15 protein-coding genes are annotated in these 14,016 nt (G+C 31.0%); 10 read left to right on the top strand and 5 right to left on the bottom strand.

Going from position 1 to position 14,016, the window contains the following annotated elements:
* The first annotated feature begins 128 nt into the window (after positions 1–128).
* From AACQ14_RS12210 to AACQ14_RS12225, 4 genes are all read left to right on the top strand, one after another.
* The gene (locus tag AACQ14_RS12210) at positions 129–1,127 is read left to right on the top strand and encodes a LacI family DNA-binding transcriptional regulator (RefSeq protein WP_339363870.1); all 999 of its coding nucleotides are present in this window, start codon (positions 129–131) and stop codon (positions 1,125–1,127) included.
* Positions 1,128–1,206: 79 nt separating this feature from the next.
* Complete coding sequence (locus AACQ14_RS12215) at positions 1,207–2,289, top strand: Gfo/Idh/MocA family protein (RefSeq protein ID WP_339363871.1); 1,083 nt, start codon at positions 1,207–1,209, stop codon at positions 2,287–2,289.
* Positions 2,290–2,320: 31 nt separating this feature from the next.
* Positions 2,321–3,286, top strand: coding sequence for a sugar phosphate isomerase/epimerase family protein (locus AACQ14_RS12220; RefSeq protein ID WP_339363872.1), 966 nt, complete (start codon positions 2,321–2,323; stop codon positions 3,284–3,286).
* Positions 3,287–3,409: 123 nt separating this feature from the next.
* Positions 3,410–4,429, top strand: a complete 1,020-nt coding sequence (locus tag AACQ14_RS12225; RefSeq protein WP_339363873.1) for a Gfo/Idh/MocA family protein — start codon at positions 3,410–3,412, stop codon at positions 4,427–4,429.
* A 115-nt stretch (positions 4,430–4,544) separates the two neighbouring features.
* On the opposite strand, the gene AACQ14_RS12230 is transcribed toward AACQ14_RS12225, so the two are convergent.
* From AACQ14_RS12230 to AACQ14_RS12240, 3 genes are read right to left on the bottom strand one after another with little or no spacing between them, the layout of a single operon-like run.
* Positions 4,545–5,309: a hypothetical protein gene (locus tag AACQ14_RS12230; RefSeq protein ID WP_339363874.1), complete on the bottom strand. Its 765-nt coding sequence runs from the start codon at positions 5,307–5,309 to the stop codon at positions 4,545–4,547.
* On the bottom strand, positions 5,309–5,998 hold the full coding sequence (locus AACQ14_RS12235) for an ABC transporter ATP-binding protein (protein WP_339363875.1): 690 nt from the start codon (positions 5,996–5,998) through the stop codon (positions 5,309–5,311). Before AACQ14_RS12235 ends, AACQ14_RS12230 begins: the two co-directional genes overlap by 1 nt.
* On the bottom strand, positions 5,999–6,358 hold the full coding sequence (locus tag AACQ14_RS12240) for a GntR family transcriptional regulator (RefSeq protein WP_339363876.1): 360 nt from the start codon (positions 6,356–6,358) through the stop codon (positions 5,999–6,001).
* Positions 6,359–6,565: 207 nt separating this feature from the next.
* Here AACQ14_RS12240 and AACQ14_RS12245 point away from each other — a divergent pair, with 207 nt between their 5' ends.
* Positions 6,566–7,204 (top strand): CBS domain-containing protein, encoded by a 639-nt coding sequence (locus AACQ14_RS12245; protein WP_339363877.1) that lies wholly within the window; start codon positions 6,566–6,568, stop codon positions 7,202–7,204.
* A gap of 50 nt (positions 7,205–7,254) precedes the next feature.
* Here the strand turns inward: AACQ14_RS12245 and AACQ14_RS12250 are convergent, their stop codons facing one another.
* On the bottom strand, positions 7,255–8,448 hold the full coding sequence (locus AACQ14_RS12250) for an FprA family A-type flavoprotein (protein ID WP_339363878.1): 1,194 nt from the start codon (positions 8,446–8,448) through the stop codon (positions 7,255–7,257).
* A gap of 372 nt (positions 8,449–8,820) precedes the next feature.
* Between AACQ14_RS12250 and AACQ14_RS12255 the strand changes: the two genes are divergently transcribed.
* From AACQ14_RS12255 to AACQ14_RS12275, 5 genes are all read left to right on the top strand, one after another.
* Positions 8,821–10,203, top strand: coding sequence for a TrkH family potassium uptake protein (locus AACQ14_RS12255; RefSeq protein WP_339363879.1), 1,383 nt, complete (start codon positions 8,821–8,823; stop codon positions 10,201–10,203).
* Positions 10,204–10,237: 34 nt separating this feature from the next.
* Entirely contained in the window at positions 10,238–10,900 is a 663-nt protein-coding gene (locus AACQ14_RS12260) for a potassium channel family protein (protein WP_339363880.1), read from the top strand.
* An 11-nt stretch (positions 10,901–10,911) separates the two neighbouring features.
* Entirely contained in the window at positions 10,912–11,697 is a 786-nt protein-coding gene (locus AACQ14_RS12265) for a TrmH family RNA methyltransferase (protein ID WP_339363881.1), read from the top strand.
* 135 nt (positions 11,698–11,832) lie between these two features.
* A complete protein-coding gene (locus tag AACQ14_RS12270; RefSeq protein WP_339363882.1) occupies positions 11,833–12,438 on the top strand; it encodes a DUF3793 family protein in 606 nt (201 codons plus the stop codon).
* A 16-nt stretch (positions 12,439–12,454) separates the two neighbouring features.
* A complete protein-coding gene (locus AACQ14_RS12275) occupies positions 12,455–12,886 on the top strand; it encodes a flavodoxin (protein WP_339363883.1) in 432 nt (143 codons plus the stop codon).
* 177 nt (positions 12,887–13,063) lie between these two features.
* Here the strand turns inward: AACQ14_RS12275 and AACQ14_RS12280 are convergent, their stop codons facing one another.
* On the bottom strand, positions 13,064–13,987 hold the full coding sequence (locus tag AACQ14_RS12280; RefSeq protein WP_339363884.1) for a tetratricopeptide repeat protein: 924 nt from the start codon (positions 13,985–13,987) through the stop codon (positions 13,064–13,066).
* Positions 13,988–14,016: the final 29 nt, after the last annotated feature.

Consider the following 14,016-nt stretch of genomic DNA (forward strand, 5'->3'; position numbering starts at 1 on the left):
TATATTGACATTTATAGCGATTTGTTGTAAATTAAATGTAACGGATTACATAAGACTTTACACAAGGTTACATCTTATAAAATATATAATATATGTAAACAATTACAATGATTATTAGGAGGTTAGATATGCCAACTATACAAGAGGTGGCTAAAAAAGCAGGAGTATCTGTGGCTACAGTTTCTAGAGTATTGAATGATAATGGACCAGTCTCATCCAATACTAGAAAAAAAGTTCAAGCAGTAATTGACGAACTTAACTACCAACCTAATCTATTAGGAAGAAACCTAAGAAGATCAGAGACTAGAATGATATTAGTATTACTACAAAATATTTCCAATCCATTTTATTCTAAGATAGTAAAAGGTATGGAAGATACAGCTCATGAAAATGGCTATAATGTATTGATCTGTAACACTAATACAGATATCGATCTGGAAAGCATATATTTGGATTTCCTTAAAAACAAGCTGGTAGATGGAGTTATCTTCACTTGTACTGCCATGGTTACCGCAGAATTCAATAAATTAGCTAAAAACTATCCTGTTGTATTATGTAATGAGTATAATAAGGACATAAAAGCTCCTATTGTAACTATTGATAATGAAATTGCAGGTTATGAAGCAACATCTCATCTTATAAAGCTGGGACATAAAAAGATTGGAATGATATCCGTTAATAATGTAGGCTCATCATATGATAGAATGAAAGGTTATATGAGAGCTATTGAAGAAGCAGGTTTAGAAGTTAACGATGATTACATTGTTTATCATACATTTTCATATAAAGGTGGAATGAGAGGAATCAAACAATTATTTGAATTAGATGACCCACCTACAGCTGTATTTTGTATATCAGACTTAATAGCAGTGGGAGCCATTAAAGAATTGAAGAGTAAGGGACTTAGAGTTCCTAATGATGTAGCGATAGTAGGATTTGACAATAATAGTATTGCACCTATGTATGATCCATCTATCACTACTATTGCTCAGCCTAGATATGATATTGGTAAAAAAACAATGGAAATCATGTTGCAAAGGATTAAAGGTAGTGGAAATAATAATTATATAGTAAAACTAGAGCATGATCTTATTATTAGAGAATCAACATTACCGTCAATTGATTAATAAGTTTATCAATATAATAAAACACTAACCATGCTGTTGAAGATAAAATAATATTAAATATATTTTAGGAGGAATTATGATGAGTGACAAATTAAAAGCAGGAATTATAGGGTGTGGAGGTATAGCTAATGGAAAGCATATGCCAAGTATCAAAAAAGTAGAACAAATTGAAATGGTTGCTTTTTGTGACATTATTGAAGAAAGAGCAATAGAAGCAAGCAAAAAATTTGGAACTGAAAATGCAAAATACTATACAGACTATAAGAAAATGTTATCAGATAATAATTTAGATGTAGTATATGTTTGTACTCCTAATAGAGAACATAGTTTCATTACAATCGATGCTCTTGAAGCAGGATGTCATGTTATGTGTGAAAAACCAATGGCTAAGACAGTAAAAGAAGCAGAAGAAATGTTAGAGGCTGCTAAGAGAACAGGCAAAAAACTAACAATAGGTTATCAAAATAGATTTAGAGCAGATTCACAGTACCTAAAGAAATCTTGTGAAAGAGGAGATCTTGGTGATGTGTATTTTGCTAAAGCTCACGCTATCAGAAGAAGAGCAGTACCAACTTGGGGAGTATTCCTTAACGAAGAAGAACAAGGCGGAGGTCCATTAATTGATATTGGAACACACGCTCTTGACTTAACATTATGGTGTATGGACAACTATAAGCCAAAAAGAGTTGTAGGTACTACATATAAGAAATTAGGCGATCAAAAAGATACAGGTAATGCTTGGGGAGACTGGAACCAAGATGAATTTACAGTAGAAGATTCTGCTTTTGGATTTGTTACTATGGAAAATGGTGCAACTATAATATTAGAATCAAGCTGGGCATTGAATACTCTTGAAACAGGTGAAGCTAAGACAACTCTTTGTGGAACAAAAGCAGGAGCTGATATGAAAGACGGACTTAGAATCAATGGAGCTGATCTTGGTAAATTATATGTGAAGAAACCTGGACTTAGTGCTGATGGAGTTGATTTCTATGAAGGTGACAGCAATAATCCAGCAGAAGTGGAAGCAAAAAGTTTTGTTGACTGTATAATCAATGATACAGAACCAGTAGTAAAACCAGAGCAGGCTCTAGTAGTTACTAAGATATTAGAAGCAATCTATAAATCAGCAGAATTAGGAAAAGAAATTATATTAGACTAATAGTAATAGAGTACGAAAGGAGTAAATAAATATGAAATTAGGAGTTTTTACACCATTACTAAACAATCAGCCTCTAGATGAAGCACTTAGTTATTTAAGCAAATTAGGCGTGACTATGGTAGAGATTGGAGCAGGAGGATATCCAGGAACATCACATGCTAATCCTGATATATTACTTAATGACGATGCAAAATTAGAAGAATTCAAGAATACTATCAAAAAATATAATATGGAAATAAGTGCACTCAGCTGTCATGGAAATCCAGTACATCCTAATAAAGAAATAGCTGCCAAATTCCACGATGATTTTGAAAAGACTATATTATTAGCTGAAAAACTTGGACTAAAACAGATTAATACTTTCTCAGGTTGTCCAGGTGGTTCAAAAGAAGATAAGACACCTAACTGGGTAACATGTCCTTGGCCAGAAGATTTTACAGAAGTATTAGATTATCAATGGAATGAAGTATTGATTCCATACTGGAAGAAGGCTGTAGCTTTCGCTAAAGAGCATGGTGTCACTATGATAGCACTTGAAATGCACCCAGGATTCTGTGTCTACAATCCATACACATTATTAAAACTTCGTAATGCAGTTGGAGAAGAGATTGGAGCTAACTTTGATCCTAGTCATCTATTCTGGCAAGGAATCAATCCAGTAGCGGCAATCAGGGAATTAAAAGATTGTATCTTCCATTTCCATGCAAAAGATACTAAGATAGATGCAATTAATTGTGGTGTAAATGGTGTTCTTGATACAAGACACTATTCAGATGAAATCAATCGTTCTTGGATTTTTAGATCAGTTGGATATGGTACTGATTATGCTACATGGAAAGATATAATCAGTGCACTTAGAATGGTTGGATATGACTATGCCATAAGTATAGAGCATGAAGATTCATTAATGTCAGTAAATGAAGGTTTGACAAAAGCTGTAACATTCTTAAAAGAAGTCATGACTTTTGAAAATACAGGTGGTATGTGGTGGGCATAATGTCATAATTATATTTCATTGCCAAGTAGCACTTGATTAATATGATAAAATAGTTTATAGTGTGATAAAAAGCAACAAAAAATTCAATAAAATAATTTATATTAATGATGGAGATGAATGACAATGTTTAGAGTTGGGATTGTAGGATGTGGAAATATTTTTCCAATGCATGCATATCCTGTTAATGAACTTAGCTGTACAGAGCTAGTTGCAGTATGTGACATCAAAGAAGATAGAGCTAAGGCAAAGGCACAGGAATTAGGTTGTAAATATTATACAGACTATAAAGAAATGATTGATAAAGAAAATTTAGATGTTGTACATATTTGTACACCACACTATATGCATCCATTAATAGCTATCTATGCAGCAGAAAAAAAGGTAAGTGTATTAACTGAAAAACCAATGTCAATTAAACTAGAAGACGCTGAGAATATGATCAATGCTGCAAAAGATAATAATGTAACTCTTGGTGTAATTTTCCAAAATAGATATAATAAAGGCTCACAGCTTATTAAAAAGACTTTGGAATCAGGTGAATTAGGTAAGATAATCACTGGAAAACTATCTGTTACTTGGGATAGATCAGATGAATATTATACTAACAGTGATTGGAAAGGAACTTGGGACAAAGAAGGTGGCGGAGTTATTATTGACCAAGCTATTCACACTATGGATTTGATGCGTTGGTTCATAGACAGCGAAATTGAATATGTAGATGCCAATATAAGTAATAGAGCTCACGAGATTATTGAAGTTGAAGATTCAGCTGAAGGCGTTATAAAATACAAAAATGGTATATATACAGGATTCTACGCTATTAATTATTATGGTTATGATGCACCTGTAGAGATAGAGATTTATTGTGAAAACGGAATCGCCAGCATGGTAGCAGATAAGGCAACTATTAAATTCAAGGATGGTAGAACTTTAATAGCTGACCAAGACCCTAATGAAGTATTCAATTATGGTAACGTAAAAAGCTATTGGGGCGTAAGCCACGTAAAACAAATCAAGAATTACTATCATAGCCTTACTAATGGTACTAAACCAGAGATAACAGGTGAAGAAGCATATAAGACTCAAAAAATGATTTGTGCAATCTATGATGGTGGAAAAGAGCAAAAAAGAATAATATTTTAATATAATAATACAAATATAAGGGGATGTCGCTGAGACACCCCCTTTAATTAATACAGGAAAGTTTTATTATTAAGTATTGAACTGATAAAATCTATCAATAACATCTTTTTAATTCTTATAAATCTACACCTTTAGATAATAATGTAGATGATGACACATACATGATTGCACTAACAACTAAACTGTATATTAGTGAGGTAGTGGTATAATTTATTGTCATGTTTTTTCCTACAGTTATGCCATTATCAACATTTCCAATTAATTTATATTGTACATAAGTAATTATAGTTTGTAGAATCAAGAAGAATATAAAACTGAAAAATCCTCCTAGTTTAACATTGGATAATAGTGTTTTTCTTATTGTTATAGCTAGATAAATAGTTAAGATAAAAGCAAACCAGCCAATAACAAATGATACAATACCAAGTACAATTTCACCTGGTGAAGGTAAAGCAGAGAAACTCTCGAAGAAATCCATTATCATTCGTGCATTACTACCTGGATCATTTAAATACTTATTATAGACTATGTTATAATTAAGTGCCATAAATCCAATATACATAGCTAGTCCGATAGTCGCTTCTATCAAACTAATAAATAATTTAGAACCAATTATCTGATAGGAATTGGTTGGAGTTAGAAACAACATGTATCCGGGCTTTTTATATAAGTCGGATGAGTACATATTGATACTGTCTATAAGTAAGAATATCAGACCTCCAAAACCAAGTAAAAATATTAAGATTACAGTGAATACAAGGGCTATTCCGCCTTTATAGATAGTAAAAAGTATTGCTAATTCAATTAAACCGAACATAACTAAGGCTATAACAATTAATTTTGCTTTCTTCAGTGCTTCATATTTCATTAATCTAAACATTATGCGTATACCTCCTTATAAAGATCTACAATAGATTTACCTCTTTCTTCTCTAACGGTTTCAGCATCTCCCATGAGTACTAATTCACCATTTTTAATGAAGATAACTTGGTCTAATATTTTTTCCATTTCATCAACTAAATGACTGGATACAATAATTGTATTATCATCATTAGCACATTTAACTATGGTATTCAATATTTTTTCCCTAGCAACTAAATCAATACCATTCAGTGGTTCATCCAACATAATCAATTTAGAATCTCTTGAAAGAGTTACAGCAATTTTCATCTTTGAAGCCATTCCAGAAGATAAGGAAGATACTTTCATATCCATTTCAAGATCCATATAAGCAATTAATTCTTTGTATCTTTCCATATTAAAGTCTTTATAGAAATCCTTATAAAATTCACCTACAGTTTTAATTTTCATATATGGATATATAAAATTCTCAGTAGACATATAAGCAGTCAATTCCTTGGATTTCACACCAACATTATTTCCTTCAACCAAAATTTCTCCGGAAGATGGATTCAACAAACCTGCTACCATTTTCATGAATGTAGTTTTACCACTACCGTTAGGACCTAAAAAACCATATATTTTACCTTGCTCTACAGTTAATGAAATGTTCTTAACTGCTTTCTTTGACAGATAACCTTTTGATAGATTCTTAATTTCAAGTAACATCTATTTTTCCTCGCTTTCTTTTTTTATTATTGATATTAGCATTTCGTTGGTATAACCCAGCTCTGTCATACCTTTCACGAAATCGTTAATCAAATCTTTTGCCATATCATTTCGTATTTGTTCTATTTTGGACTCTGATTCTGTAACAAAAGTCCCTAAACCTCTCTTGGTAAAAGTGATTTCTTCCCTTTCCATCTCTTTATATATTCTTCCAGAAGTATTAGGATTGATACTATATTTTATTGCTAACTCTCTTGTTGAGGGGAGTTTTTCTCCAGGTGATAGTTTCCCAGTAATAATGTCTTTTTTCAGCTCATTTATTATTTGCATATATATAGGAATACTATTATTAAAATCCACTTATCCACCTCCATAAAAAACTTCATGTAATAACTAGTGCACTAGGTATATAGTACACTATTAAATTATATTTGTCAACACCTTTTTGTTTAATAAAGAAAAAAGAAAATATATCTTATAAAAAAAGGTTTATAATAGATAATAAAGAATACTATAGTATATAGTAATAGCTATTATAAGTATAAGATAATAAAAAGAGGTGATTATATGAATATCGGTACAATTATTAAAAAAGCAGAAGAACTGAATACTATCTCAACCGATGATACTTTAGGAAAAGGACTTAAGATTATTGAAGAGAATGACCTGCTTTCTCTACCTGTAGTGGAAGGAAAGAAATTCATAGGTATACTATCAAGACAGTATGTATATGAAACTTATTTTAAGGAAGACGGTGGAGATAAGAAGGAATTCCTAGAAAGAAAAGTAAAAGAATTCATGAAAACAAAAGTTCCATCCGTTAATGATCTTAAGATGCTGGTTGAAGAAGCTGCTGCAATGTTTTTTGCTAATAATAAATTAAGATTTATACCAGTTGTTAATGAAGATGAAGAATTATTAGGAATAATAACTAAAAAAGCTATATTGGAAAGGTTTAGATTCATATACGGTATGAATGAACCTAGACTAGTTATTTACATATATGACTTTAAAGGAAAACTTGCTAAGATAACTGATATAATTGCAAAAGCTGGGGGCAATATTAGAAATATTGTTCAAGCTGATACAGAAGTATTAGGTTTACAAGAGATAACATTAAGGGTAAAAGCTAACGATATACGTAAGGTTGTTAAAAGTTTGAACAGTCATGGATTCGAAGTAAGAGAATTCAGTGAAAATAATTAAATATATAATTAATAGGGGACTATATAACGATACAGTCCCCTTAATACTCTTTAACCTATAACAGATTCACCAAAATTTTTACCAAATTCATAAGCATCTTTTAATTGTTCATCAGAAGGATTGAATTTAATTTTTAGACCTTCTACAGGTATTTTAAAACGAAGCTGCTTGAAACGGCCTTCTATATTGGAAACAGCTTCACCACTCCAGCCGTATGAACCAAATGCTCCAGCTAATTTCCCTTTATGGATTATTGGATTAAGGGAAGTTAGGATATCCCATATTGGTGGTAGAGCATCAGATACGATTGTAGGAGAACCAAGTAATAATCCTTTTGCAAGATTGATTTCATTCATGACTTCATCTTTTTTGGTCTCTACAAGATCATATAGTAATACGTCAAGACCTTCAACAGATTTTACGCCTTCTGCAATTTTCTGTGCAATCTTTTCTGTATATCCGTAAGCTGATACATAAGCTATAACAACGCTTGGTTTTTCTCTTTTTTCTTCAGTTGCCCAAGTTTTATATAGTTCCAGATATTTATCAAGATCTTTTCTAAGGATTGGACCATGACCAGGACATATGATATCAATATCTATATTACTGATTTTCTTAAGAGCTTGTAGTACATAAGGTTTGAAAGGACCTATGATAACATCAAAATAATATTTGTAACTGTCTAAGAAGTCGCCTTCAATTTTATCATTGAATAATTTTTCATCACAGTAATGACATCCAAAAGAGTCACAAGTAATTAAAGTGTTCTCTTCTTTTATATAAGAGTACATTGTATCTGGCCAGTGAAGAAATGGTGCCATGATAAATTCTACAGTCCTGTCGCCTAATTCAAGAGTAGAGCCTTCTTTTGTAATAATTGATTTAAAAGATTTATTAGTAATCTCTTTCAAGAATTTTATTGCCATTGCTGTTCCTACTATTGTTACATCAGGATTAATATCCAAAATCTTAGCGATAGAACCCACATGGTCTGGTTCTGTATGATTAACAACAATATAATCTATTTCATCTACTGATGAGACTTCATTTAACCTTTCTAAGAATTCATCAAAAAACTTGACTTTAACAGTTTCAAATAAGGCTGTTTTATTAGAGCCTTTAACCAAATATGAATTATATGTAGTACCATACTCTGTATACATTACTACATCAAATAAACGTATATCATAATCAAGTGCTCCAACCCAGTAAATTCCCTTGTTTATTTCTTTAGCTTTATTCATAATAATCTCCTTTCATATATTACATCCTATGTATAGTATTTTTACTTTTACAGAAGTTATACTTTTAATTTTAAGTTTAAGAAAGTTGTTTTCTGTTTACTAATAGTTAGTTGATAATTAATATTACTTAGTAGTAGATTAACACAGCTTCTGATTAAAGTCAATATGAGTTAAACATTAATATAAATATTTAATATAATTATTTTTTTACTGTATAATACTTAAATTTTAATAAAAAAGTACAATAAAATCATAATTAATCATGTGAGCAGGTTAAAAATTATCTTTGTGCATAATGAATATTATGTTATAATGAATTAATTAAGAACGCTTTACGTATCTTATCTTAATAACATAGCGGAGGATAAACTAATGAATGAGAAGGGAATAAGTAAATTTAAAATTGATTTAAAACCTACACAAATACTTGTACTCGGGTTTTTATTTCTAATAATAGTCGGAGCAATATTATTGAATCTACCTATAGCTACTAATGATGGGAATAGCATTGGATTTATAGATGCTCTGTTTACATCAACTTCTGCTGTATGCGTAACAGGACTTGTTGTTGTCAATACTTTGGAATATTGGAGTATGTTTGGTAAGATTGTAATCATAATATTAATTCAAATCGGTGGACTTGGATTTATGACTTTTGCTACTACGTTCTTTATAATAATGGGAAGAAAAATAAGATTAAAAGAGAGACTTATCATACAAGAAGCATTAAATCAATATTCACTATCTGGTATGGTAAGGCTGACTAAGAATGTATTATTAGGTACTCTATTAATAGAAGGAATCGGAGCTGTACTATTATCAATAAGATTTGTTCCCAAGGATGGGCCATATGGTATATTTAAAGCCATATTCCATTCTATATCAGCATTTTGTAATGCAGGTTTTGATATTGTAGGTGATAGTAGTTTAAGTCCTTTTATTGGTGATATTATAATCAATATAACCATAATGTTACTAATAATATTAGGTGGACTTGGATTCACTGTATGGATTGACATACTTAGAGTTCTAAAACAGAAATTCGAGAATAAATGGAATTTAAAAAGCACATTTAGAAAATTTACATTACACACTAAGATAGTATTGATTTTAACATTTTCATTAATAGTAATAGGATTTGTATTTTTCTTCGTATTAGAAACAACTAATCCTGATACTCTTGGTAATCTATCAATGAAAAATAAAATATTAGGTTCGCTGTTCCAGGCAGTTACACCAAGAACAGCTGGATTTAACACTATGCCACTAGGGGATATGACCCATGGTTCCAAATTCATGACTATCATATTAATGTTTATCGGTGGTTCTCCAGCAGGTACTGCAGGTGGTGTAAAAACAGTAACTATGGGTGTTATCATATTGACAGTTATATCAGGTATTAGAGGAAAAGAAAGAACAGAAGCTTTCGAGAGAACTATACCTGAAGATATAATAAAAAGAGCATTAGCTGTAATTACTATAGGTATAACTGTTGTTATTACAGTAACTATGATATTATCTGTAACTGAAACAGGAAGCTTTATGGACATATTTTTTGAAACTGTATCAGCTTTTGCCACAGTTGGATTAACTCTAGGAATAACAGGAAGTTTGACAACTATAGGAAAGATTGTTATCTGTATTACTATGTTTATTGGTAGGCTTGGACCACTTACAATGGCAGTTGCTCTTTCAATGAGAGCTAAATCAAAAGCTAGTATGAAAAAGCCAGATGAAAAAGTAATGGTTGGATAAATAATTATATAGATTGAAAGGAAGGTAAATGTTAATGGCTAAGAAAAGAGATTTTGTAGTATTTGGATTAGGGAAATTTGGACAAAGTGTTGCACAAACACTTAGTATGAATGGTTGCGATGTTCTGGCAATTGATAAAAATGAAGAAATTATTCAAGATATAGCATCTACGGTAACTCATGCTGTACAGGCAGATGTTACAGACCAAGATGCATTAAGTGCTTTGGGAGTAAGAAATTTTGATGCAGCTATAATTGCTATATCAAATGATATGCAGTCAAGTATTATGGCAACAATATTAGTAAAAGAATTAGGAGTTCCTTATGTACTTGCAAAAGCACAAAATGAAATCCACAAGAAAGTTCTTGAAAAAGTTGGTGCAGACAAAGTTGTTTTCCCAGAAAGAGAAATAGGTGTTAGAATAGCTAATAATCTAATCTCAGAAAACTTTGTGGATTACATTGAATTATCAGAAGACTATAGTATAGTAGAGGTTTCCATATTAGACGAATGGATAGGCAAAAGTTTAAAAGAACTTGACATGAGAGCGAAATATGGAATTAATGTTATGGCTATTAGACAGGGCGCTAATATCAGTATTACACCAGGTCCTGATGTAACCCTAAAAGAAGGGGATGTACTAGTTGTAATTGGAAGTAATAAAGACCTTAAGAAAATAAATATAATAAAGCATTAGGAATGAAATATATGATTACTAGTATGCAGAATACTAAAGTGAAAAAAATAATACAGTTACTTAATAAGTCTAAAACAAGAAAAAAAGAAGGTTTATTTATTGTTGAAGGCAAAAAAATAATTAGTGAAATAGATAAGAACCGTATTAGTGAAATTTTTGTTACTGAAACATATTATGAGAATCAATGTACTTATGTAAATGAATTGATTGAAGAAAATATTAGAATTGAGATAGTCAGTGATTCTATAATGAAACATATATCTGGATCAGTTACACCTCAAGGTATACTTGGTATTATCAAGATAGTTCCTATGGAACTAAATATTTTAATGGATAAAAAGCCTCTAATAATAATATTAGAAAATATACAAGACCCAGGCAATCTTGGAACTATTATTAGGACAGCTGATGCAGTTGGTGCTAGCGGTATAATAATTTCAAAAGGCTCTGTGGACGTTTATAACCCAAAGGTTGTTAGAGCAACCATGGGGTCTATATTCAGAGTACCTATCATATCAGAAAGTAATTTGATAGAAGATATTAATACTCTCAGAAAAAGAGGTATTGAGATTCTAGCTTCTCATTTACAAGGGAGTAGTAATATATATGATTGCGATTTAACACATGGTGTCGGTATATTGATTGGCAATGAAGGTAATGGTCTGTCAAAGAACATAACTGAGCTTGCTCATAAGAATATCAAGATTCCAATGATAGGAAGGTCCGAATCCTTGAATGCAGGTGTGGCTACTAGTATAATAGCATATGAAGTGTTGAGGCAAAGAAATTACATGTAGATAGTAGATGCCTTACATATTATTATAGTCAGAAAAAGAAGTTGTAAAGATTTTAAAATATCTCTTCACAACTTCTTATTTTTATGTTATCATGTAATTGATAATGAATGTCATTATCATGATGGAGGTGTCTTTATGAGAACTTGTCAAAATAACAAAGAATGTATACTTAATCATGTGTGCAACGATTATGAAAAGAGATTATTGAAAACCATAAGTCCAGTAATAAAAGGAATAAAGCCAGCAGAAATAATAAGTCTACCGAAAAGTGAAGAAAATGTTAGGGGCAAATTAAAATTATTAACTACCATGTATAACAAATGCAACAAAATAAAAGGTGAAATCATTAATTACTCTAGTAAGAGCATAAAAATATTTATATATAATGAAGATGCTCTACAAAAAATATTACATAAAAAAAATATTCGCAACTTTTTAGCAACATGGGGGTATAGTCCTAGTTATTCCTTAGAAGATTGCTTAGATAAACTGTTTCGTAAAATAAGCATGGGGAAGATACCTGATGAAATAGGAATATTTTTAGGGTATCCATTAAAAGATGTGATGGGATTCATGGGAGTTGTTAATTTACCATTGACAAAAGTTAATTATTGGAGGATTTATGGTGATGCCAATATATCAGATAGACTATACGATAATATTCAAAAAGTAAAACATCATACAGAAAAATTACTTGTACATAAAACACCTCAACAAGTTTTTGAATTACTAATAAGTTAATATGGAGGTAAATAAAATGGATAAAGCATTAATTATTTATTGGAGTGGCACAGGAAATACAGAGGCAATGGCTAATGGTATTGCAAAAGGTATAGAATCAGAGGGAAAAGAAGTACAGATAATTCCTGTTGATGCGGCTAACAAGGATATGGTGAAAGAAGCAACACATATAGCTCTTGGATGCTCAGCCATGGGAGCAGAGGTATTGGAAGAAGATGAAATGGAACCTTTTGTTGAAAGCTTAGAAGACATTGATTGGTCAAATAAAAAATTAGCCCTATTCGGTTCTTATGACTGGGGAGACGGCGAATGGATGAGAAACTGGCAGGAAAGAATGGAATCATGTGGTGCCACTTTAGTCAAAGATGGTCTTGCTGTTAATCTAGAACCTGAAGGAGAAGAATTAGAAAAATGCATAGATCTAGGTAAAACACTTGTAACTGCTTAATTCTATATAATACTAAAAGGAGCAATTACTACATTAATTAAAATGTAATAAGCTCCTTTAAAATTTTTTAATAATAATGTATGAAATTAATATTGAACTACAGAGCGGAGGTAGTATAGGGGAAAATTTGCTGACGGAATATTTCCCTATACTATCTCTGCGACTGTTAGCTTATACTTAATTGTATTTCTCCAATTTCCTCTCAACATCCTCACGTGTAACAGTATTAAGCGCATTAATATTACAAGAAGCAGTTTTCTTGTAATATTTCCTTGCTTCTTCTATATCATTTTTCTTTTCAAAAATCAATCCCATATAATAGTTGCTATCAGCCATATTAGGATTAATCTCTAATGCAGACTTTAGATATTTGATTGCTTCACCGTAATCGTTCAATTCATAATATATCTGTCCAAGATTATCAAGTGCAGGAGCATGAGTAGCGTTTAAAATCAAAGCTTTTTTACTGTTTTCAATAGCTTTATCATAATCTTTCTTCAGCAAATACAAGTATCCTAGAGTAGTATAGTCCTGAGCATATACATATGAATTCGTTTTTATTACATATTCGTCAGTTGGCTCGTCTTCATTGATTGATTCTTCTAATTCTTTTGGTTCATCATCTGTGTCTGTTACTTTTTCAAAGTCTTTGAATACTTTTTCATACATATTGATAGCTTCATCAATATTACCTAGTTTCCAATGACATATGGCAATATTACATTTTATAATTTTATCGGCAAGAAACTGAGGTTTGAGGCTTAGAGCCTTTTTAAAAATTTCAATTGCCTCATTGATATTATCTTTTTTTAGAAGGACTAGTCCATAAGAAGTTATGATACTAATATTATTGGTATGTAGTTTATATGCCAACCTATAATATTTATATGCCTTATTATCATTCTTGAAGGCTGATTGAACCAATATTCCTATGAAACCTATTGAAGTTCCTAAGAACAGAAGTATTGTTAAAAGTATAAAACCTGCATAAAAGAGTAATAATGTACTTAATGGCATGTGTTTTATAACCATAACAAAGATGTAACAAACTATAAAATAAACTATTGCAACTAATTTCCATTTCTTTCCTAAAAATTCCATGCTTTTTCATCTCCTATACATAGCTATTT

This window comes from Vallitalea maricola, from assembly GCF_036985595.1.
Classification (GTDB): Bacteria; Bacillota; Clostridia; order Lachnospirales; family Vallitaleaceae; genus Vallitalea; species Vallitalea maricola.

What these genes read in the sequence shown, in the direction of transcription:
- AACQ14_RS12255 (WP_339363879.1), top strand. Translation starts at nt 8,821, where the DNA reads ATGAATGAGAAGGGAATAAGTAAATTTAAAATTGATTTAAAACCTACA.
- AACQ14_RS12230 (WP_339363874.1), bottom strand. Translation starts at nt 5,309, where the DNA reads ATGTTTAGATTAATGAAATATGAAGCACTGAAGAAAGCAAAATTAATT.
- AACQ14_RS12235 (WP_339363875.1), bottom strand. Translation starts at nt 5,998, where the DNA reads ATGTTACTTGAAATTAAGAATCTATCAAAAGGTTATCTGTCAAAGAAA.
- AACQ14_RS12265 (WP_339363881.1), top strand. Translation starts at nt 10,912, where the DNA reads ATGATTACTAGTATGCAGAATACTAAAGTGAAAAAAATAATACAGTTA.
- AACQ14_RS12245 (WP_339363877.1), top strand. Translation starts at nt 6,566, where the DNA reads ATGAATATCGGTACAATTATTAAAAAAGCAGAAGAACTGAATACTATC.
- AACQ14_RS12275 (WP_339363883.1), top strand. Translation starts at nt 12,455, where the DNA reads ATGGATAAAGCATTAATTATTTATTGGAGTGGCACAGGAAATACAGAG.
- AACQ14_RS12220 (WP_339363872.1), top strand. Translation starts at nt 2,321, where the DNA reads ATGAAATTAGGAGTTTTTACACCATTACTAAACAATCAGCCTCTAGAT.
- AACQ14_RS12210 (WP_339363870.1), top strand. Translation starts at nt 129, where the DNA reads ATGCCAACTATACAAGAGGTGGCTAAAAAAGCAGGAGTATCTGTGGCT.
- AACQ14_RS12260 (WP_339363880.1), top strand. Translation starts at nt 10,238, where the DNA reads ATGGCTAAGAAAAGAGATTTTGTAGTATTTGGATTAGGGAAATTTGGA.
- AACQ14_RS12225 (WP_339363873.1), top strand. Translation starts at nt 3,410, where the DNA reads ATGTTTAGAGTTGGGATTGTAGGATGTGGAAATATTTTTCCAATGCAT.
- AACQ14_RS12270 (WP_339363882.1), top strand. Translation starts at nt 11,833, where the DNA reads ATGAGAACTTGTCAAAATAACAAAGAATGTATACTTAATCATGTGTGC.
- AACQ14_RS12215 (WP_339363871.1), top strand. Translation starts at nt 1,207, where the DNA reads ATGAGTGACAAATTAAAAGCAGGAATTATAGGGTGTGGAGGTATAGCT.
- AACQ14_RS12280 (WP_339363884.1), bottom strand. Translation starts at nt 13,987, where the DNA reads ATGGAATTTTTAGGAAAGAAATGGAAATTAGTTGCAATAGTTTATTTT.
- AACQ14_RS12250 (WP_339363878.1), bottom strand. Translation starts at nt 8,448, where the DNA reads ATGAATAAAGCTAAAGAAATAAACAAGGGAATTTACTGGGTTGGAGCA.